Genomic DNA, 20736 nt, shown 5'->3' on the forward strand with positions numbered 1-20736 from the left:
CGGCGGGCTGCTTTGTGAGGCACTTCAGGATTGAAGAGGCATGCCGAGGGCACAAGTGGCAGCGGTCGTCAGCGAGGGGGAGGAGGCTTTGGGGCTAGTTGCGGTGGCAGCTGGCGCCGATGAGGCTGACCTCGTCAAGCGCCTCGCGAGCGGTGACAAGACTGCGTTCGGCACGCTGGTCGAGCGGCACCTGTCGGGCATTTCGGCGGTTGCGCGGCGGATGCTTCGCGACGACGCCGAAGCCGAGGACGTGGCGCAGGAGGCGTTCTTGCGCCTGTGGCGGTCGGGTGCCTCACTCGAGATCGGACCTGCCGGCGTGCGACCGTGGCTTCGCCGGGTGGTGTCGAACCTGTGCATTGACCGGCTGCGCGGCGCGGGCCGCCAGACGGTGACGGATGAGGTTCCAGAGCAGGTGGAGGAAGCCGATCAGCTCGCCAGCATGGAGCGTCGTGAGCTGAGCGGGCGGGTCGATCGGGCACTTAAGGCGCTACCCGAACGCCAACGGCTCGCGCTGACGTTGTTCCACTTCGAGGGCATGAGCCAGAGCGAGGTGGCAGCGGAGATGGAAATTACGGATGAGGCTGTTGAATCGCTTCTGGCGCGCGGGCGCCGCGCGCTTCGCACTACGCTGAAGGACGAATGGACGGCTTTGAACAACGAATGAGTGGCGATTGGTGATGCTGCTTGCGGGACGGTGAAGACGATGACGAACAACAACAAGACTGGAATGGACTTGCTTCAAGATGTGCTGGATGCCTATGGCGGCGACCGGACACGATGGCCCGCGCACGTTCGTGTTGAGCTTTCGCAGCTTTTGTTGGGTTCTGCCGAAGCGAGGCAGCAGCTTGCCGAGGCGCAGGCTCTCGATCGGCTTCTCGATTTGGCTCCAGCTGTTCCCAACGCACGCATCGATGCGCTTGCCGAGCGGATCATGGCGCAGGCGATCACTTCGCCTCGCGTGGTTGCGATTGGCCGTAAGCCTGCCAGCAAGCCTGTCACGTCACATTGGGGGTTGTTTGGGAGCGGCATAGCGGCTCTCGCTGCATCCCTGGTGATGGGAATAGCGGTTGGCCAGAGTTCAGCCATTGCCCCCACAGTGAGTGAAATTGCCGATGCTGCAGGCCTAAGTTCGAGCGCGGATACTCAACAGTTTGCCCAATTCGATGATGCCGATGTGGCGGTTTACGAGGACGCGCTATGAGCAACGACATAGAGAATGTGACCAGCAGCACGCCTGCGCGTAAGCCGCGCTGGCTTTATGGTGCGCTGATCGCTTCGCTAGGGCTCAACTTGCTTGTGCTCGGCGGGGCGGCCGGGGCCTTTTGGAAGCACCGGCATGGACACCACGAGCGCGGATTGATGAGTTTTGTGCGTGATCTCCCGCCAGACCGGCAGGCGCCTTTGCGCGATCTCATCACTTCGGAACGGGCTAAGTTGAAGCCAATCCGGGATGACATTCGCAAGGCGTGGAGCGATAGCAACGAAGTTCTTGGCACCGAGCCCTTCGACAAGGAGAAGATGAAGGCTGCCATGGCTCAAGTTGGCGAACAGGAGGCGCGACTTCGGTCCGCTATCTCCGACGCGATTGTGGAGGCGGCTTCGCAGTTGACGCCCGAGGAGCGACAGACCTTCAAGGCTTGGCGCGAGCGCGCCAAGGAGCGCCGTCATAAAAGATGGCGCCGCGATTCCGATGATGATGATGATGGCGACAAGCGTTGAAGCCTACGGCTGCGCACGGACCTTCGAGCCTTAGAGGCCCAATGCGCAGCCCCTCATGCGGCGAAGAAATCGCGTTGGCTGGCGCGCGGCAAGATGGCAGTCGCCGACCAGAAGTCTTCCGAAGAGTTTTCCTCAAGGCGGCCTTGAGACAGCTGAATGAGGGTGCGGGCCAATACGAGGTCGAAGCTCTCCAGGTTTGCCGCCGACTTCGGTCGTGCGCCTGCGACATGCAGTGAAATTTTGACCTCATCGCCGCAGCAATAGGAACGCACGCAAACGTCTGCGCCTGGCGCTGCATTCTCGATGGCATGCGACATCAAATTGATCAGGACCTGGCGCAGGGTCTGTGCCTCAGCCATAACCTCGGGCGTATCGATGACGTCAAGAGCAAGATCGAGGTTCAGCATCTGCGTCTCGGCCTGATGAAACGCCAGCATGTCCGAGATTGCCTTCCCGACGCAGGCGCTGCTTTGATCGACATTGGTATTTGAGCGCGTAAGCAGGTGGGTGATTGCCAAGGCATCTTCAGCCGACTTTAATAAACTACGGCCGCTGGCATGGATGGATCGTGCGTAGTCGCAATATTGCGAGGAGCCGAGCGGGCCGAAGACCTCAGCGCTCATCAATTCCGAAAAGCCGATGACCGCATTGAGGGGCGTACGCAACTCGTGACTCATGCGCTGCGTGAGCTTGCCCCAGTGCGCAGAGTCGATCTGGCGTGCGCTGCTCTCTGCGGTTCCAGACAACTCCGCCAACGTCGTCTGCGACCGCCGCACGCGTTGGGCATTCGCGTGCGGCACGGACGGAATTGAGGGAGACACAGCTGGAGACTTGACTTTTTGAATTTGGTTCAACTCGGCATCGAGATTTAGGTTGCCCGCGATGAGGGCAAGACCGGCGCCGGCCACGAAGAGGGCGCTTGCAAGGATTTGCGGATCGACATGCGGCGCGAGGAGACCGCCGGAACTCAGCAGGGCGGCGCAAGCAACAGCAAGACCTCGCCACATCTCACCTTTTCCGAGCCATATCAGTCCATTAGCGACCACGTTCTGGCACGAGGCCATCGATGGTGCCAAGATATGGCTCTCCCGTTGACTGGCGGACGTAGTCCCGGCCATTCCCAAAGCCCCTTCCGGATTATCTGCTTTCTGCGCCCCCGCGCGTGGGGGTAGCTGCCCCCCTGATTCGTGAGAATCACATTGGCCGATTTGGCAGCGTCGTGTCGAGGGAGATTAAATGCGAAAAAGTGATTCTGTTCGAATTGTGACAGGTTAATACACTTGCTGTCGCAACGATTTACGCCTCCAGCATGCGCAACACGATCTCGCTGACGTCGCGTGAAATCTGCTCGCTGGCGGCAACGGATTTGAGAGCGTCCTCCGCCATGGCGCGTCTATTGGGTTCGAGCGCCTTGGTGCTGCGGAACGAGGCGAGCAGGCGGGCTGCGATCTGCGGATTGACCGCGTCGATCTCAAGAACCTTTTTCGCTACGAAGCGATAGCCTTCGCCGTCAGGCCGGTTGAATTGCAGCGGATTGCCCATCGCGAACGTGCCAATCAAAGCGCGCACCTTGTTTGGCGTCGTGAGCTTGAACAGCGGGTGGCTGACGAGCGTGCGCACATCGTCGAGCGCGCGCGGCAGCGAAGATTGCGCTTGGGCTGAAAACCAGGTGTCGATGACGAGATGATCCTGCTTCCAGCGATCGTAGAAATGCGCCAGTGCCTTAGGGCGCGCGTCAACATCATGATGGGACAGCAGGTTCAAGGCGTGTGCGCTGTCGGTCATGTTGGTGGCGGAGAAGAAATGTTTCTCAAGCCGCTCCAAATCCTCCGGTGCGCCATGCGCAGTCATAAGCGTAAGCGCTGCGTTTCGCAGGGCGCGACGTCCCGCGCTCTTTGCGTCAGGCGAGAATGCTGGTTGCGATCCTGCCTGCGCATACACCTGCATCAGGAGATCGCGCAGCGCGCCTGATGCTGCGCGCGCGAAAGCGCGATGGGATTTATCGATAGCGCATGGATCGACGTTGATGCGCTTCTCACGCGCAATGTCGGACGGAGTTGGAAGTTTCAACAACTCGGCCTTGTAAGCGTCTTCCAATCCCGAATCCGACAACGCCGCCGCGAGTGCCTTTGCATAGGATGCGGCTGCCGTGTCTATGCTTTCTGGTTTATCGAGGCCAAGCATGATAGCGCGGGTCGCGAAGGCATTGGCGGATTGCCAGCGGTTGAACAAGTCGATGTCGTGCGTCATGAGGAACGCAAGTTCGGCGTCCGAAAGCTCGATAGTCAGGTTGACCGGAGCGGAGAACCCGCGCAGCAGCGAGGGTACGGGGCGAGCTGGAATATTTGTAAAGCGGAACGTCTGTGCCCGTTCTGTGATGGCCACGACGCCATCGTCGATGTTCGTCCCGTCGGCGAGCTGTAGCGGGATGTCGTGGCCATTGGCGCCGAGCAGGCCAAGCCGCAATGGAATGTAGAGTGGCTCTTTCTGAGGTTGCCCCGGCGTGGGCGAAAGGCTCTGGTTGACGGTCAATTCGGCCGTCTTGGACGCCGCATCGAAATCGAGCTTGCAGACCAGCTCAGGTGTTCCTGCTTGCGAGTACCAGCGGGAGAATTGCGCAAGGCTATGTCCGCTCGAATCTTCAAAACACCGGATGAAGTCTTCGATGGTGGCCGCATCGCCGTCATGGCGCTTGAAATAGAGATCCATGCCGGCGCGAAACGCGTCGCGCCCCAGGATGGTCTCTATCATTCGCACCAGCTCGGCGCCTTTTTCGTAGACGGTGGGCGTGTAAAAGTTGTTGATCTCGATGTAGCTGTCGGGGCGCACCGGATGCGCCAGCGGACCTTGATCCTCTGGAAACTGAAGCGCGCGCAGTTGGCGCACGTCGGCAATGCGTTGCACGGTGCGCGAGCGTTCGTCACCGGAAAATTCCTGATCGCGATAGACGGTCAGCCCCTCTTTCAAGCACAGCTGGAACCAGTCGCGGCAGGTGATGCGATTGCCGGTCCAGTTGTGGAAATATTCGTGAGCGACAACACTCTCAATGGCTTCGTAGCTGGCGTCGGTTGCGGTGTCCGACGAGGCCAGGATGAGCCTATCGTTGAAGATGTTAAGCCCCTTGTTCTCCATCGCTCCCATGTTGAAATCCGACACGGCGACGATATTGAACACGTCGAGATCGTATTCCCGCCCGAAGCGTTTTTCATCCCAAGCGAAGGAACGCTTGAGGGCATCCATGGCCCAGTGCGCCCGCTCCTCCTTGCCGTGTTCGACATAGATGCGCAGATCGACTTCCCGCTTCGACTTGGTGGTGAATGTGGATGCGATGGAAGAAAGATCGCCGCCAACCACGGCGAACAAGTAGCAGGGCTTGGGATGGGGATCTTTCCAGACCGTGTAGTGGCGGTCTCCGCCGGCCAGCGTGCCGCGTTCCAGAGGATTGCCGTTGGCAAGCAGCACCGGACACTCGCTGGCATCTGCTTCCAGGCGCACGGAGTAGACCGAAAGTACGTCGGGCCGGTCGAGAAAATACGTGATCCGGCGAAACCCTTCAGCTTCGCACTGTGAGCAGTAGACGCCGCGCGAGCGATAGATACCCTGCAGTGCGGTGTTGGCGTCGGGATTGATGTACGTTGTCAGTTCCAGCGTGAATGGATCTTTCGGCGCAGCCTTCACCGTCAATCCCTTTTCATCGACGATGTAGCTTTCCGCGTGCAACTCTTTGCCACCAAGCGCAATGCGCGACAGCTCCAGATGTTCTCCGTCCAGACGTAGCGGTACGTCCGCACTTTCTGCTGTCGGATTACGCCGCAACGAAAGGCGCGCATCGACCCGCGTTCTGGTCGGATGCAGCGCGATCGTGAGGTCGACCTTGTCGATAAGAAAATCCGGCGGGCGGTAGTCTTTGAGGAGAATTGGACGTGGCGTGTCGGTCTTCATGGGGCTCTCAATGCGCGCTGGACTAGCGCGAAAAAACGCTCCAGCTGGCAGCTTAGTTGCGCACCGCTGGGATCGTTGCAATTCACGGGGCCGGACGGGCATCTTTGCGCGGCTTTGCGCCAAAGCTCAACCCAGACGGCGGCGAAACTCCTCGTAGCCGAATTCTCGGATGATGCGAAGCGCGCCGTCTTGGCCCTTCACGGCCAGTGCGGGCAGGGGCACGCCATTGAATGTGTTATTCTTTACAAACGAATACTGCATCATGTCAGTGAAGACGATGTTGTCGCCGGGCTTCAATGGTTTCGAGAACGAGTATTCGCCGATGATGTCGCCGGTCATACAGGTTTTGCCGCCCAGAATGTAGTCGTGCCCCAAAACGCCGGGTTTGTCGGCGCCGATAATGGTGGGAGTATACGGGACTTCCAGCACGTCCGGCATATGAGTGGAGGCCGAGGCGTCAAGGATCGCGATGTCCTTTTCGTTATGGTGTATCGCGAGGACGCAGCCCACGAGATAGCCGGTGTCGACGACCAATCCTGCGCCGGGCTCGAGATAAACGTCGACGTCGAACTGGTCCTTGAATGCCTTGATGGCAGCTATGAGCGCGCCGACGTCGTAACCGGGCTTATTGATGAAATGGCCGCCGCCGAAGTTCACCGCTTTGACCTGCCGGATATAAGGCGCAAACTCGCGCGCAACATGTGCGATGAGCCCCACAGAGCCCTCGTGGGTGGCTTCGCAAAGCGCATGGGCGTGAAGCACGTCGATCTCGCTCCAAGGCGCATCTGCAAGAGTGTCGCGCGTGGCGCCGAAACGTGAATAAGGCGCACAAGGATTGTAAAGATCGCCGCCCAGTGTCGCGAGCGAGTATCCTGGATTGATCCGAAGCCCGATGGAGGAGCCCGCAGCCTTCAACAGCGGCAGGTATTCTCGGATCTGCGCAGGCGAGTTGAAGTAGATGTGGTGGGCAAGCTTTGTGAGCCGCGCTACCTCGCCCGGCATGTAGGCGGGGGAATAGCAATGCACTTCCTTGCCGAAATCCTCCGCGCCAAGCCGCGCCTCGAATTCGCCCGATGCCGTCGTGCCGTCGAGGGTTTCCCGCATCATCGCAAAGGCGGCCGGCAACGCGAAAGCCTTGGTCGCGAGAAGAATCTTGCAACCGGTCTCGCGCTTGATGCGCGCTGCGGTGGCGAGATTACGCGCCAGCAGCGCTTCATCCAGCACATAGACAGGCGTTGCGATGTCGGGAGGCAGGGAGAAAGTCATGGCCACCTTGGGTCTCGTGGATGTTTTTTGGCACCCAAGGCGGGTGCGCGCTGTATATGGCATTGGTTCGGTCAGGCCGCTAGTGCCAGCCCGATGCTATTAGGTCCCAAGCGCCCTATTGAGCGATCTCGACTTGGAATTGCCGGGTCATCAACTCGCCGCTGGCAAGGCGCGCGGTGACGGAGAAAGTGTCTGTGCCGGTCGAACCCGCCCGGGCTGTGTAGTAAACGCCTGTCCCTTTCGCCTTGGTGCCGATACAGGTTCCCTGTGCCGACGCAGCGATGGTCGTCGCTTGTCCCGTGCGGAAGGTGACATCGCCCTTGAGCGGCGGATTTGTCACGCTGACCTGAGGAGCGGGAAGCTCCGCGCAATTTTGATCGACCCCGGCAAAAATAAAGACACGGCCCGGCCGGCCGGGGACGACGGGGGCCGTGCGTATGGTGGGATCCGAAGCTGGGGGTCCTGCCAGCGACGGCAGAGCGGGCGGGCCGCTACGTTGCCCCTGCGGCTCTGCAACCTCGGGAGCCTGGGCTGTGGCGGCGGTGGGCTGCTGCGCTGAGCACGCGCTAACGAGTGCAGCAACAGTCAAAATTGTGAAGAATTGAGAGATCCAGGAGGCCATACCCACGTGTCCCGTCATGCATTTCCTTCCGAGGGCCAGCGATAGCAGAACGTGAGATAGAACAGTGCGAGATAAATTGCCAGGAAAGCTATTCCGCCCAGTAGCGCCGCCGCTTCGTACAAGGTGAGGCCGTGAAGCCACTCAGGCGCCTGGTTTCCAAAGCCGGGGATACCCGTGGCCGTGTCCGGGAGCTTGCTCCAGGCTCGCTCAGTGCCCAGCAGAAGCTCGTGCAGACCGAACGTCAGCGCGCCCATGAAGGCCAAGCCGAACGAAAGAAGCGTGAAGGCGAGTAAACGCAGGGAAAAGGGCGCGTTCTTCAAGAATAGCCAGAGGCCGGCGATGTAGCCCGATACCATACCGAACGAGACGGAGAATACTGATACGACGAGCCCGGTGAGGTCGTTGCGAATATTCAGGATATCAGCTTCTGTCATTGCTCTGGGCTCTAAGGCACGGCGGCCAGAAACAGGAAGACGGCGAAGATAACGAGGTGTACCGCGCCTTGTAGAATAGTCGTGCGTCCTGTCGCTAGGGTCACAGTGCCAATAAACAGCGACAGAATGAGCAAAACCATCTGCGAAGCATGCAGGCCCAGCGTGAGGGATTTATCAAGCGCAACCGAGACCGCACCCACAACAGGAATGGTCAGCCCAATCGTTGCCATTGCGGATCCAAGCGCGAGGTTGAGGCTGGTTTGCAGTTGATTGGCGATTGCGGCGCGCACGGCGGCCATACCTTCAGGCAACAAGACAATTGCTGCGATCACGACGCCGACGAAGGATTGGGGCAAGCCAGCCGAATTTATGGCCGCTTCCAACGTCGGCGATAGGGCCTTTGCCAGCAGGACAACCGCAATCAAAGCTACGATGAGAAAGAAAAAGCTGAGAGCGGCGATCGTGTCGGAGGGCGGCGGCGCACTGGCGCCTTCGCCGGTTTCGGTAAGAAAATAATATCTGTGCCGGACCGTTTGTACGAACAGGAAGACGCCATAGAGCGTGATCGACACCAAGCTGACGAAGATGAGCTGCGATGTCGCGTAAGTCGGACCCGACGTCGCCATCGTATAATTTGGCATAACCAGTGTGATCGTGGCCAATGTACCCAGTACGCTTAGCGCAATGGACGCAGCACTTGTCTGAAAGCTCTGCTCCAGGTAACGCGCGCCGCCCACGACAAGGCACAATCCGATGATGCCGTTCAGCACGATCATAATCGTCGCAAAAACGGTATCTCGTGCCAGTTCGTCACTAGCGGTAGTTGCCCCGATCATAACGGAAACGATCAGGGCGACTTCGATGACGGTGACGGCAATGGCAAGCACGATGGAGCCAAGTGGCTCTCCGACTTTCAACGCGACTATTTCAGCGTGATGGACGGCGGCGAACACTGAGGCACCCAGCAGAAGTGCTCCCAACGTGAGGATTGCCGGATGGTGGGGCAGTATTCCCCCTATCATCGAAACGACGAGGGCGCAGGCCGCTACAGGTGCGGCCCACGCCCAAATCGAAATCCTAGCTGTGGCGTGCCCTGATCCTGCCATCCAACATCCGTCTTGCTAAAACAATAACGTAGGCTGGGCTCTGGCGTCGATCAAGTCTCTACCTCGAACAGATCCTTCTGGTCCTTCTTCTTGATCTGTCTGACGTGCCAGGGAAGCCCTTGGCGTGCCAGTTCCTCAAGGAATGGCTTTGGCGGGAGCTGTTCGACGTTGAATACGCCTTTGCCCTTCCAGTGCCCCTTGAACATCATCATAGCGCCGACAACAGGAGGCACGCCGGTCGTGTACGATACGGCCTGAGCCCCAACTTCCTTGTTGGTCTCTGCATGGTCGCAGACGTTCCAGATCATGTAGCGGACCTTCTCGTCATCCTTGTGACCTTTGATGACGACGCCGATCGAGGTCTTGCCGGAATAGTTCTCCGCCAGCGAGGACGGCTCGGGCAGCAAGCTCTTCAGGAACTCCATCGGGATGACCGGGTTGCCTTTGTACATGACGGGATCGATCCGCGTCATGCCGACGTTCTGGAGAACCTCCAGATGCTTGATGTAATTGTCCGAGAACGTCATCCAGAAGCGGATCTGCTCTAGCCCCTTGATGTTTTCAACGAGGCTCTCTTCTTCCTCGTGATAGATGAGGTAGGATTTCACTTCGCCGACTTCGGGATAATCGACCATCGTGGAGATCGACAGCGGATCGATTTCGATCCACTCGCCCTTCTTCCAATACTTGCCGCGCTGGGTGACTTCGCGCAGATTTATCTCTGGATTGAAATTGGTTGCGAAGGCTTTGCCGTGGCTGCCCGCGTTGCAGTCGATGATGTCGATGGTCTTAATATCGTCGAACAGTTCTTCTTGAGCGTAGGCGCAGAAGATATTGGTGACGCCGGGATCGAAGCCGCAGCCCAGGACAGCCATCAAGCCCTTTGCCTTGAACTTATCGTGATACGGCCACTGATATTTGTAGGTGAACTTTGCTTCGTCGCGCGGCTCGTAGTTCGCTGTGTCCATGTAATGGACGCCCGCCTCCAGGCAGGCATCCATAATTGGCAGATCCTGGTAGGGCAGCGCCATGTTGATCACCAGGTCCGGCTTAACCTTCTTGAGCAGCGCAACCGTCTCCTCGACGTTGTCGGCATCTACCTGGGAGATCTCAATGGGCGTAGTGCATTCGGCCTGAACCTTCTTGCAGCTTTCCAGCCGGCGAGACGCTAGATGGATATTTTTGAAAACATCGCGGTTCATCGCACACTTCTTGGCGACAACCGAACCGGCGGCCCCGGCCCCGATGATCAAAACGCTTTTCAATTCAAGCTCCTAACGCAGAAGGTGAGAGTAGGGGAGATGCAAGTAGCTGCAACTTGGTTCTAGGCAAGCGCAAATCGCCAGATAGGGCAAGGGTCTGTCACGTTCAATGGAAATGACAGCGCACGCCAATTTTAGCTTAGGAAGATAGTGGACCAGAGTTCAAGTCTCGGGAAGCGTCCGCGGCTACGTCTCAATAGACGAAGGTTCCGGCGTTGGAATACAATACTAAACCCTCCTTTTATCGTGCAGGTTCTTTCGGTCATGATGGCGTCTACCCCGGCGATCCCCACCAGCCGTATCACGTCGATGCTGCAAAGCGAGCGTGAGAGTTTCGAACATCGCAATCCGCGCTCCGCGAAGCTCTACCAGCGGTCCGCCGACCATTGGCTGCGCGGTGTGCCGATGCACTGGATGGTTGATTGGGGTACGCCCTTTCCGCTGTTTGTCGAAAGCGCACAAGGCGTGTCGATGACCGACGTCGACGGTCATTCATACGTCGATTTTTGTCTTGGGGATACCGGAGCCATGTTCGGTCACAGTCCGCCGGCCATCGCGGAGGCTGTCGCACGGCAAGCGACGCGCGGCTTGACCACCATGCTTCCAGGGCCTGACGTCGCCATTGTCGGCGAGCTTTTGGCTCAGCGCTTCAAGCTGCCATATTGGCAGGTCACGGCAACCGCTTCCGATGCCAACCGGTCAGTGATCCGCTGGGCGCGCGCAGCAACCGGCCGAACCAAAATTCTCGTTATGCAAGGCTGCTATCATGGCGCCGTCGACGACACGTTCGTAACGCTCGAGAATGGTCGGCCACGCAATCGTCCCGGTTTGGTCGGCGAAGTGCGCGACGTGACGCGGACAACCGTCGTCGTCGAGTTCAACGATATCCCGGCGTTGGAAGCGGCGCTTGCTGGTGGCGATGTCGCCTTGGTGTTGGCTGAACCGGTTATGACAAACTGCGGCATGGTACTACCTGACGAGGGATATCATGACGCCCTTCGGGATCTGACGCGCAAGTACGGCACGCTGCTGTGTATCGACGAAACACATACGATTAGCTCCGGGCCCGGCGGCTACACGGCGACCCACGGACTTGATCCCGACTTTTTCGTACTTGGCAAACCGATTGCCGGAGGTGTACCGGCGGCCATTTATGGCTGGAGCGCGCAAGTTGACGAGCGCATAAAAGATTACCTCGCCCGTCGGGAGGCGGGCTACTCGGGAATTGGGACGACTTTGTCGGGCAACGCGCTTCAGCTTGCGTGCATGAGAGTTGTCTTGGAAGAGATCCTGACGGATGTCGTCTACAGTGCGGTTATGCCGCTCGCTGAAATGCTCGAAGCCGGATTGCGCGCTCTCATTGCCCATCACAAACTTCCCTGGAGCGTCGTTCGAGTCGGTCTGCGCGCCGAGATCGTCGCCGCGCCGCAATTGCCGCGCAATGGAACGCAGGCGCTGCTGTTTGCCCACAGCGAAGTAGAGCACGCTTTACATCTGTATTGCCTCAACCGCGGCGTGGTCATTACGCCGTTCCACAACATGATGCTGGTCTGTCCGCAGACAAGAGCAGAGCATGTATCGCGATTGCTCGACGTGCTTGATGAAGGCATGAGCGCGTTGTCGGGGTGCTCAGTTGCACGCACTTCAAGCTGAAAACAAACAATCAGGCTCCTCATGATAAAGCCACCTTGCAAGGATGCTCTCGCCAGCGAAGCTCAGGCGTTCCTCGATGCGAATCCCGACATCGAGCAGTTCGCGATGCTCTACACCGATCTTCCCGGCGCGCAGCGCGGCAAGTTGCTGACTCGAGGGGAATTGCTCGCTGCCTATAAGAGCGGGCGTTGTTTGCCCGGCTCGGTCATGTCGATGGACATCACGGGCCGGGATGTGGAGGAGACAGGGCTGGTGTGGGGCGATGGCGACGCCGACCGGCTGGTCTGGCCGGTGCCGGGCACGCTGGTGCGCACCCCTTGGGCCGCCGCGCCGCAAGCGCAGTATCTCGGATCATATTTCGAGCTTGATGGAGAAGCCTGCCTCGCCGAACCGCGCCACGCGCTCAAGCGCGTCATCGCGAAACTCGCCGAGTTGAACCTTACGCCGGTCGCCGCGGTTGAGCTTGAGTTCTATCTGCTTGACCGTGCCAGCTCGCTTGCGGGCCGTCCCCGTCCACCCGCCGCGCTGGTTGGAGGCGCCGAGCCCAAGCACTGGCAGGCCTACTTCATGCCCGACATCGACGATTTTGCGCCTTTTTTCGCCGATCTTTATGCGGCGACGAAAGCGCAAGGCGTTCCGGCCGAGGCGTTGATCTCGGAGTATTCGCCAGGTCAGATGGAGATCGGACTGCGTCATCATGATGATGCGTTGCGTGCGTGCGACGAAGCGATGATGTTCAAGCGCACCGTCAAGGGCGTTGCCGACAAGCATGGCCTCATGGCGACTTTCATGGCCAAACCCTATTCGCAGTACTCAGGCTCGGGCATGCATTTGCATGTGTCGCTTGCGGGGCCCGATGGCAAGAATGCGTTTGCTTCGGATGAGGACGCCAACGAGCTGTTGCGGTTTGCGATAGGGGGTATGCAGGCGACCATGGCGGACGCCATGGCGATCTTCGCGCCGAATGCCAATTCCTATCGCCGCTTCCGCAAGTCCTCTTATGCCCCCATCGCGCCTAACTGGGGCATCAACAATCGCACGGTGTCCTTGCGCGTGCCAGCCACGTCGGGCGCTGCTCGTCATGTTGAGCACCGTGCATCGGGCGCGGATGCCAATCCCTATCTCGCGCTCGCATGTGTGCTCGCCGGGATGCACTACGGCATCGTCAACCGGATCGATCCGGGCCCACCAATCACCGGCAACGGCTACGAACAGCCACCGGCTAGTGCTATTCCGGTCAATTGGTTTGCAGCATTGGAGAAGATGCGCAGTTCCGAGTTCATGAAGACATACTTCGGCGCGCGTTTCGTGGAGATCTTCACGACGATCAAGGAAGTCGAAGCGGACCGTTTCTTCGCAGAGCCTCAGCCGCTCGATTTTGATTTCTATTTACGCACGGTTTGACGGCCGCGGGCGGGTTCCACAGCAGGGTAAATTACGCAGGATAGGCCACCATTACCCACCCGAGTAGGGCACTATGACTACCCATCGGGGCCTTGCGTGATTTTCGCACGAAAACTACCCTTCTCCTCATAAAGTAGGAGAACGATTGCCCCGAAGGTGGCCGTCCGTTCCGGCCCTAAGGCCGACGGCTCTCCCCTTACGCAGGCAACGCAAGGGAGAGCCCATGTCCATGAAAAATAAGGTCATTACCGCCGATCAGGCCATTGCGCTAATCAAGGACGGTGATGTCGTTTGCACGACAGGGTTCGTGCAGAGCTGTATCCCGGAGGCACTCCATGCGGCTCTCGAAAAGCGTTTCGTCGAGACCAAAGCCCCCAAGGGGCTGACCCTGATCATGTGTGCTGGTGCGGGTGATAGCAAAGGGCTCGGCACCGGCCGCCTCCACCACGAAGGTCTGCTCAGCCGCGTGATCGCCGCCAATTTCGGCCGGATGCCGAAGGTGGCGAAGGCCGCTCAAGAAAATAAGATCCAGGGTTACAATCTCCCGCAGGGCATTATTTCCAAACTCTACCGCTCCTGTGCCTCCGGTTCGCCGGGCCTTTTTTCGAAGGTCGGATTGCATACCTACGTCGACCCGCGTCTGGGCGGCGGCAAGGTCAACGAGGTGACGACTGAGGACATCGTCAAGCGCGTCGAGGTCGATGGCGAGGAGTGGCTGTTTTACAAAGCCACGCCAATCGACGTGGCCCTCATTCGTGCGACCAGCGCCGATCCATCGGGTAACCTGTCGTTGGAAAAGGAAGCGTTGACGCTCGATAGCTTGGCTCAGGCCATGGCAGCTCACAACAACGGTGGCATTGTCATCGCGCAGGTCGAGCGGATCGTCGAGCAGGGTTCGCTCAAACCCAAGGACGTCAAGGTTCCCGGTATTCTGGTCGATTGCGTCGTTGTCGCCGACGATCCTGTGATGCACCGTATGAACTACGGCGTAATGTATGATCCGGCTCTCTCTGGCGAAATTCGCGTGCCGGTCGATGCGATGCCGAAGATGGAGCTTGCCGAACGCAAAATCATCGCACGCCGCGCCGCTTTCGAGCTACCGCTGAATGGCGCAATCAATCTCGGAGTAGGGGCGCCCGATGGCGTTGCGGCGATTGCAGCCGAAGAGAAGGTGACGCCCTTCCTCACCATGACGACGGAAGCGGGCGCGGTTGGCGGCGTGCTGGCAGGCGGTTCGAGCTTTGGTTCGTCGGCGAACGCACATTCGATCCTCGACCAGAACCAGATGTTCGACTTCTATCACGGCGGGGGATTGGATCTGACATGCCTTGGCGTGGCCGAGGTCGATGAGGAAGGCAATGTCAATACCTCGCGCTTCGGCGGCCGGCTGAACGGTTGCGGCGGCTTCATCGATATTTCCCAGAACTCACGCGCGGTTGTCTTTGCCGGGACATTCACCGCAGGTGGACTGAAAGTCGAAGTCTCCTATGGCAAGCTGAAGATTATCGAGGAGGGAAGGGCGCGCAAGTTCGTCAAAAAAGTCGAGCAGATAACCTTTTCGGGCAAGTACGCCGCCTCCAAGTCGCAACCGGTCATCTATGTGACTGAACGCTGTGTGTTCCAGCTTACGCCGGGCGGCCTCGAACTCATCGAAGTGGCGCCTGGCATCAACATCGAAAAGCACATTCTGCCCCACATGGATTTCGTGCCCATCATCCACAAACCGATCCCGATGGATCGCCGGATTTTCATCGATGAGCCGATGGAGTTGATGAGCGAGCTCTTGAACCTGAAACTCTCCGAGCGGGTTTCCTACGACAGCGACCGCAACATCCTGTTCGTGAACCTCGAAGGCTGGAGCGTGCGCAAGAAGACCGACATCGACGATCTGCGAAAAATCCTGGTGGACGCGCGGATGCGTGCCGGTCGCCGCGTCAACGCCGTCGTCAACCACGACGGCTGCCGTATCGCCGATGATCTCTACGACGATTATGCCGAGATGATCGAATACATGCTGGAGAACCACTACGTCTCCACAACCCGCTACACCACGAGTGCTTTCATGCGTCTCAAGATGAAGGAGGCATTGTCGCGGCGAGGGCTGCAGCCGCACATCTACGAACGCCCGGAAGAGGCCCATGCCGAGCTGGAGAAGGCCGGCTGAATTACACCCTGATCCAATCTGCCGGATTCCCGAGACCGGCGAGCAGGAAACGCAAAGAGCATAAAAGAAAGAGGCGCAAGGAATGTCCTTGCGCCTCTTTCGGTTTCGACTGGTCCGTCAATTAGATGACGAAGAAGTCATTGGCGGTCAGGTTCGCCTTGTTGTTGATCACGGCGAAGACCACTGCACCACCGGCTGCGTTGCCGTTAGCGTCGTAAGTGAGCTCACCCGTCGTGCGATTGTAGATGATGCGGTCGTTGGCATCGTGCGCGGCGGTTCCGACATAGAATGTCGAAGCCTGCAGCGTACCCGTCGCGATCTGCGAGAAGACCGAGTGGTCGAGACGGATCGTGTCGTCGGTCGGGTTGAAGTCGAGGATGACGTCTTTGTTCGTGTTCGCATTGAGCGAGGTATCGAACAGGAAGCTATCCTTGCCTTGGCCGCCGACGAGAGTGTCGTTGCCGAATTTGCCGCCGATGACGTTGTCCTTGCCGTTACCCTGGACGCGCTGACCGAGGTTGTTGCCAAACAGGTTCATCGCGATGTTGGGCGTGCCGGCCTGCAGGACTTCGATCGCTAAGTTGTTGGCCAGCGTGTAGTTGACGGTGGCGCGAACCGTGTCGGTGCCCGACGTGTCGACGATAACGTCAGCCTGGGAGTCGACATAATAGATGTCGTTGCCAGCGCCGCCGATCATCGTGTCGTTGCCCGTCCAGCCGTTGAGAACGTTGGCGCCGGCGTTGCCCGTGATGGTATTGTCGAGGGCGTTGCCGACCAGCGTCAGGGCAGTCGTGCCGCTGGCGTTGGCGGTTTCCAGGTTCTCGATGTTAGCGCGCGAGACCATGTTCAACGTGTTGTTGATCGAGGTCCGGATGGTGTCGACGCCGGTCGTATCAACGACGTAGTCGCCTGCGGAGTCGACGTAGTAGGTGTCGTTGCCAGCACCGCCGTACATCTGGTCGCCGGCGGCGCCGCCGTTCAGAACGTCGTTGCCGTCTTCACCGAACAGACGATCGACGCTGTTGCCGCCGTTGAGGGCGTCATTGCCAAGACCACCGTAAAGGTCGTCACGGCCAGCGGTGCCGTTGATCGTATCGTTCGAGACTGTCGTATCGAAGATGAAGTTCGATGCCGACAGGTCAGAAAGCTGCGTATTCTGCAGCGTCATGATGTTGAAGCTGTCGTTGGTCCACTTCTGCAACATCACGCTCGAACCACCGTTACGTGCGATGGTCTGGATCGTCTCGAACGAGCTGATGCCAAGGCCGGCGACCGAGATCTTGTCGGCGCTGCCTGCAGCGGCCGCCAGCTGACCACGGATGTCGCCGGGGCTGTTGTACTGCGTGGTGGCAACTTCAAGGTATTTGTCGCCTGCCACGAGAGCTGCAACGTCGCCGGCAGTGAGACCGTTACCGGTGTTCCAGACGTCGACCTTGCTGGTGAAGCCAGGCTTATCCTTGGCGTTCGCCGAGGTCAGAACGTCGTGGCTGAGCGTGCCGTTGACGTTGTCTGCGCCTTCGTACACACCAAAACCGGTGACAGTGTTGTTGTTGGAGTTAGCCGAGTTCCAGTCAAGGCCGGTGGAGTCGATCTTGATGAAGACGCGGTTCTGAGCCAGGTTGATGCGCAGTTCGGCATCACCAGTTGCGGTGCTGCCCGACGGCGTGACAACGCCAGCTTCAGTCAGGCTGGCACGCACATAGGTGTTGCCGAAGTCGGTTACGATATCGCGGCCGAGGCCGTCGAATACGAATACGTCGTCGCCTGCGCCACCCGTCATCGTGTCGTTGCCAGCGCCGCCCGTGATCACGTTAGCGCCGTCGTTGCCGAACAACTTGTTGTTGGCGCCGTTGCCGGTCGCATCGGCGTCACCCGTTCCCGTGAGAACAAGATCTTCGATGCCCGAGTAGTCGGCAAGGTTGCGAGAGATCGAGGATTCGATCGTATCGCGGACGCCGCCCGTGTCGTTGACGATATCGTGGCCAGCACCGAGCACGTAGGTGTCGCTGCCGTCAAGACCGTTCAACGTGTCGACAACGCCGTCGTCGCCGTTCGAGCCGCCGTCAAGACGGTTGGCACCGTTGTTGCCCGTGATCGTGTTCACGGCCGTGCTGCCGGTGAGGTTGATCGAAGCCACGCCAATGTCGCTGGTCGTGCGGAGGTTCTCAATAGACTCCGAGCCAGAGAGAGCAAAGCTGCCCTTGGACACGAGTACGGTATCATTGCCTTCGCCAGCGAACTCAACGACTACATCGCCTGTGTCGTCAACCGTGTAGGTGTCGTCGCCAAGGCCGCCGATCACGGTGTCGGCGCCGACCTTGCCGTCAAGGCTGTTGTTGAGATCGTTGCCGGTGAGGACGTTGTCGAGGTTGTTGCCCTTGCCGTCCGTGGCGCTGCCCATAAGGGTCAGGTTCTCGATCGTCGTGGTGATGCCGAGGTCGCGGTTGGCATAAGAGATGATCGTGTCGTTGCCGCTGGTATCCGAGATGGCGTCGGAAACGCCAGCCGTGCCGGCTGCCTCGATGACGATATATGTGTCGTCGCCGGCACCGCCGTTGAGGCTGTCATTGACGCCGTCAAAGCCGCCGAACAGGACGTTGTTGTTGGAGTCGCCGAGCAGGATGTCGCTGAACATCGAGCCATTGACGTTGGCCACACCGGTCAAGGTCTGGTGATAGGTGTCACCCGTACGCGGATCGATGAAGGTAGCCGAATTGTTCGAGAGGTCGAGGGTGACCTTGCCCGTGGCATACTGATAATCGACGGTGTCGAAGCCAGAGCCGGTGATGACATCGTTGCCCAGGCCCGCGTCGATGGTTGCGCCTGCCTGCTGCACGGTCACCGCATCATCGCCTGAGGTCAGCGCGGCAAAGAGCAGGTCGAAGTTGGCGCCCTGGCCATAGGTGAGCTCAGCGAACGTTACGCTGGGAGACGAGCTCGAGTAATCGATCGTCTTTGGCGTGCCGTAGGAAACGCCCGTCGAGGTCAACATCTCAACGGAGTAGATGTCGCCGCTTGCAAACGGCTTGTCGGCATAGAGCTGGTCGCCGGTGAGTTGAAGGTAGCCAACGATCAAACCGCCGTCGAGCACGGGAATGGTGATCACGCTACCAGGCGTCGTTTCGAAAGCATTCGCGATATCGAACGTATCGAAAGTCACGCCAAGCGCAGCAATGTCGCTGGCAGTGCCAATCGAGTGCTGCAGGAACTGAGTGACGTCCGCAGCCGCTTGCGTCTGGCGCGCAGCCTGTGTGCCGCTGTCGCCGCCACCGATTTCGATGGTCTGAACGACGCCGACAATGTTGACGTATTCCAGGGACTCGACCGTGCCGGTCAAGACGCCCGTCGTCGGGTTGTAGGAAAGTCCGGTACCGTTGATGCGAACGGTGTCGCCAATAACGCTACCTTCGACATTAAACTCGATCAACGTTGCGGTGTTGGTCGTCGGTGTCGAAGCGTCAAATGCCCAAGCCATAGTATCTCCCTCGAAGTCCGGTAATTGGGAGCGCGAATTGCGCAGTCCCTACGCAGCCAAAGAAATCCGCTCCGAAAACGCCACTACGCCACCGAAGCCCACGATGCCAAACTAGAGACCATTTGTTCTTAAGCAGTAAACGGAATGCCCGTGTTTGAAGATATTTCGTTTCCAGCTGTGCCGTGGTTGGGCAGATCTAAAACTGAACGCTTCAATTCGTATCTAATCTCTGCGTTGCGCGAGCCGCGAGCGGTTGCGACGGGGGGCAAGAAACTTCAGAAATGTTCCGAAAAACAAAGAATGCGACGCACGCACATGCGTGGTCGCATTCAAGATTTACCGAGTCTTAAGAGAAGGACCGCCTACGAGCGAAGTCGCTACCACTTCAAAAAGCGTCGTCCGATCAGCGCGCCGATGGCCGCCACAACAGAGATGCCGATTGGGTACCAGATGCTCACGAAAAGGGGGCTGTCGTCGGAGCAGTGGGTTGCGTACAGAGTTGCCCCTACGCCAGCAGCAAGCAGACCTCCGGCCAAGCCGGCAAGGGTTGGATTGGCCGGCGCCCCCTGGCGTAGCGCATAGAAAATGGCAATGAACGGCGCCATTGACAGAAGGGGGATAAAGCACATGCAGACCAGCCAATTCGATCCGCGGGCATAAACCAGCCAATGGTCGGCAGGCAGCACATTCAACTCGACGATGACACCAATGGCCAATGCGGCGAGAGGGATGGCGAACGCCCAAGCCAATGTGCCGCCACCGGGCTCGGGACGTGCAAGTCGCAGCGTCAGAATGTAAGCGCAGGCCGCAATCGCGATTGTAAAGAAGAGCTTAAAATCAAAGCGCGGGGAATTTGCCAGCACCCATGCGAAGTCCGGTCTAGGTCCCATCGCGCCGGAAAAAATCAATGCACCCGCGAGTATGCCGAAGCAAAGCGCCAGCGTGATCGTTTGCCCAATCGGCCGCTTCACACTCGCATTGTCGGCCACGACGGCCCGAATAAGCTCATCGGTCTTCATGGGGTCTGCTTCTCTTGGTAAGCATCCGACAGCGATTTCAAACTGCGGTGCAGTTGCACCCGAACGGCGACCTCACTCATGCCGAGCCGTTCGGCAACATCGCGCGCGCTGTGTCCGTCAATGGCGATTGACTTGACGATGTCGCGTGCCTTGCCGTTCAGTCCGTCCAGAACCCGGTTGGCGTCGTAGGCGTTTATGGCGTCCTCTTGGCCCGGTGCCTCCAGAACGTCGAGCAGACCCTCGATCGGCACCTCCGTGCGTCGGCCGCGGCGGCGGATCTCATCGATCATCTTGTTGCGCGTGATGGCGACGATCCACGGCCCAATGGGCTTGGTCTGGTCCCAGGTATGCCGCTTCATGTGTATTGCCAAAATGACCTCTTGGACGACATCCTCGGCGTCCGAGCCTGCTATTTCCGTCGAGCCGAAGCCGCGCCGGACCATGGCCCGAAGCGATCGGGACACATCGGTGAGAAAGCGCTGATAGGCGCCATTATCTCCCATCATGGCCGCCCGCATGAGTTGCGACCATTCACTGTCACGCATGCGTTTGGTCAACCCGGTGTGCCTTTCGTTTTCATGTTCGTCCGGCGGGGCCTGTTTGTTACGTGTGACAAATTGGTGAATCTCATCCAATGCGCAGAGCACACTCGAACGGGGTAGCGACGGCC

General features: G+C 59.0%; 16 protein-coding genes. 6 read left to right on the forward strand and 10 right to left on the reverse strand.

Annotated elements, in window-relative coordinates; translation table 11 throughout:
* Positions 1-40 precede the first annotated feature (40 nt).
* From R3D51_14640 to R3D51_14650, 3 genes are read left to right on the forward strand one after another with little or no spacing between them, the layout of a single operon-like run.
* Complete coding sequence (locus tag R3D51_14640) at positions 41-664, forward strand: sigma-70 family RNA polymerase sigma factor (GenBank protein ID MEZ5900719.1); 624 nt, start codon at positions 41-43, stop codon at positions 662-664.
* A gap of 39 nt (positions 665-703) precedes the next feature.
* Positions 704-1201, forward strand: coding sequence for a hypothetical protein (locus R3D51_14645; GenBank protein ID MEZ5900720.1), 498 nt, complete (start codon positions 704-706; stop codon positions 1199-1201).
* On the forward strand, positions 1198-1719 hold the full coding sequence (locus R3D51_14650; protein MEZ5900721.1) for a periplasmic heavy metal sensor: 522 nt from the start codon (positions 1198-1200) through the stop codon (positions 1717-1719). Before R3D51_14645 ends, R3D51_14650 begins: the two co-directional genes overlap by 4 nt.
* A 53-nt stretch (positions 1720-1772) precedes the next feature.
* On the opposite strand, the gene R3D51_14655 is transcribed toward R3D51_14650, so the two are convergent.
* The 7 genes from R3D51_14655 to R3D51_14685 form a co-directional block, all read right to left on the reverse strand.
* Positions 1773-2795 carry a HAMP domain-containing sensor histidine kinase gene (locus tag R3D51_14655; protein MEZ5900722.1) on the reverse strand — a complete coding sequence of 341 codons (1023 nt, stop codon included), beginning with the start codon at positions 2793-2795 and terminating at the stop codon, positions 1773-1775.
* A gap of 220 nt (positions 2796-3015) precedes the next feature.
* Positions 3016-5661, reverse strand: coding sequence for an aminopeptidase N (gene pepN, locus R3D51_14660; protein ID MEZ5900723.1), 2646 nt, complete (start codon positions 5659-5661; stop codon positions 3016-3018).
* 126 nt (positions 5662-5787) lie between these two features.
* Entirely contained in the window at positions 5788-6927 is a 1140-nt protein-coding gene (gene nspC, locus R3D51_14665) for a carboxynorspermidine decarboxylase (protein ID MEZ5900724.1), read from the reverse strand.
* 115 nt (positions 6928-7042) lie between these two features.
* A complete protein-coding gene (locus R3D51_14670) occupies positions 7043-7567 on the reverse strand; it encodes a hypothetical protein (GenBank protein MEZ5900725.1) in 525 nt (174 codons plus the stop codon).
* Positions 7564-7983 carry a hypothetical protein gene (locus R3D51_14675; GenBank protein MEZ5900726.1) on the reverse strand — a complete coding sequence of 140 codons (420 nt, stop codon included), beginning with the start codon at positions 7981-7983 and terminating at the stop codon, positions 7564-7566. The genes R3D51_14670 and R3D51_14675 overlap by 4 nt, the downstream gene beginning before the upstream one ends.
* An 11-nt stretch (positions 7984-7994) precedes the next feature.
* Positions 7995-9089, reverse strand: coding sequence for an ionic transporter y4hA (locus tag R3D51_14680; GenBank protein ID MEZ5900727.1), 1095 nt, complete (start codon positions 9087-9089; stop codon positions 7995-7997).
* Between the two features lie 50 nt (positions 9090-9139).
* Positions 9140-10354, reverse strand: coding sequence for a saccharopine dehydrogenase family protein (locus R3D51_14685; protein ID MEZ5900728.1), 1215 nt, complete (start codon positions 10352-10354; stop codon positions 9140-9142).
* A gap of 261 nt (positions 10355-10615) precedes the next feature.
* Between R3D51_14685 and R3D51_14690 the strand changes: the two genes are divergently transcribed.
* From R3D51_14690 to R3D51_14700, 3 genes are all read left to right on the forward strand, one after another.
* A complete protein-coding gene (locus R3D51_14690; GenBank protein ID MEZ5900729.1) occupies positions 10616-12004 on the forward strand; it encodes an aspartate aminotransferase family protein in 1389 nt (462 codons plus the stop codon).
* A 21-nt stretch (positions 12005-12025) separates the two neighbouring features.
* The gene (locus tag R3D51_14695; protein MEZ5900730.1) at positions 12026-13408 is read left to right on the forward strand and encodes a glutamine synthetase family protein; all 1383 of its coding nucleotides are present in this window, start codon (positions 12026-12028) and stop codon (positions 13406-13408) included.
* 223 nt (positions 13409-13631) lie between these two features.
* Positions 13632-15572 (forward strand): malonate decarboxylase subunit alpha, encoded by a 1941-nt coding sequence (locus R3D51_14700; protein ID MEZ5900731.1) that lies wholly within the window; start codon positions 13632-13634, stop codon positions 15570-15572.
* A gap of 121 nt (positions 15573-15693) precedes the next feature.
* Here R3D51_14700 and R3D51_14705 read toward each other — a convergent pair whose 3' ends face one another.
* The 3 genes from R3D51_14705 to R3D51_14715 form a co-directional block, all read right to left on the reverse strand.
* Positions 15694-19047 carry a CHRD domain-containing protein gene (locus tag R3D51_14705; GenBank protein ID MEZ5900732.1) on the reverse strand — a complete coding sequence of 1118 codons (3354 nt, stop codon included), beginning with the start codon at positions 19045-19047 and terminating at the stop codon, positions 15694-15696.
* A 377-nt stretch (positions 19048-19424) separates the two neighbouring features.
* Positions 19425-20066 (reverse strand): DUF1109 domain-containing protein, encoded by a 642-nt coding sequence (locus R3D51_14710; protein ID MEZ5900733.1) that lies wholly within the window; start codon positions 20064-20066, stop codon positions 19425-19427.
* Complete coding sequence (locus R3D51_14715) at positions 20063-20611, reverse strand: sigma-70 family RNA polymerase sigma factor (GenBank protein ID MEZ5900734.1); 549 nt, start codon at positions 20609-20611, stop codon at positions 20063-20065. The genes R3D51_14710 and R3D51_14715 overlap by 4 nt, the downstream gene beginning before the upstream one ends.
* Positions 20612-20736: the final 125 nt, after the last annotated feature.

The sequence above is a fragment of the Hyphomicrobiaceae bacterium genome, from assembly GCA_041397645.1.
Lineage (GTDB): Bacteria > Pseudomonadota > Alphaproteobacteria > Rhizobiales > Hyphomicrobiaceae > Hyphomicrobium_B.